Raw genomic sequence first — 247 nt, 5'->3', positions numbered from 1 at the left:
CGATATTTGTAGGATTGACACAAGTAACTATATCCCATTTGAGTTCGTGAGGTATGTGTGCCAAAGCATCTATAGCCCCCATAACACGAGCGAAACTCAGCGGATGACGGCGCAAATAGTTGTGCTCCTTTTCGAATCCGTCCAAACTGATTGTGAGGGTGTGCATGCCTGCTTGAAGTAGAGTTTCCAATCTGTTTTCGTCAAGCAACATACCATTAGTCACTATGCCCCACGGGTACTCTCTCCG

General features: G+C 46.6%; 1 protein-coding gene. It reads right to left on the bottom strand.

Going from position 1 to position 247, the window contains the following annotated elements:
* The coding region (locus RMT89_RS44710; protein WP_399499100.1) for a hypothetical protein at positions 1 to 211 on the bottom strand (211 nt) is incomplete at its 3' end.
* Positions 212 to 247: the final 36 nt, after the last annotated feature.

The sequence above is a fragment of the Streptomyces sp. P17 genome (assembly GCF_032436805.1).
Classification (GTDB): domain Bacteria; phylum Actinomycetota; class Actinomycetes; order Streptomycetales; family Streptomycetaceae; genus Streptomyces.
This window is presented reverse-complemented; position numbering and strand designations above follow the sequence as displayed.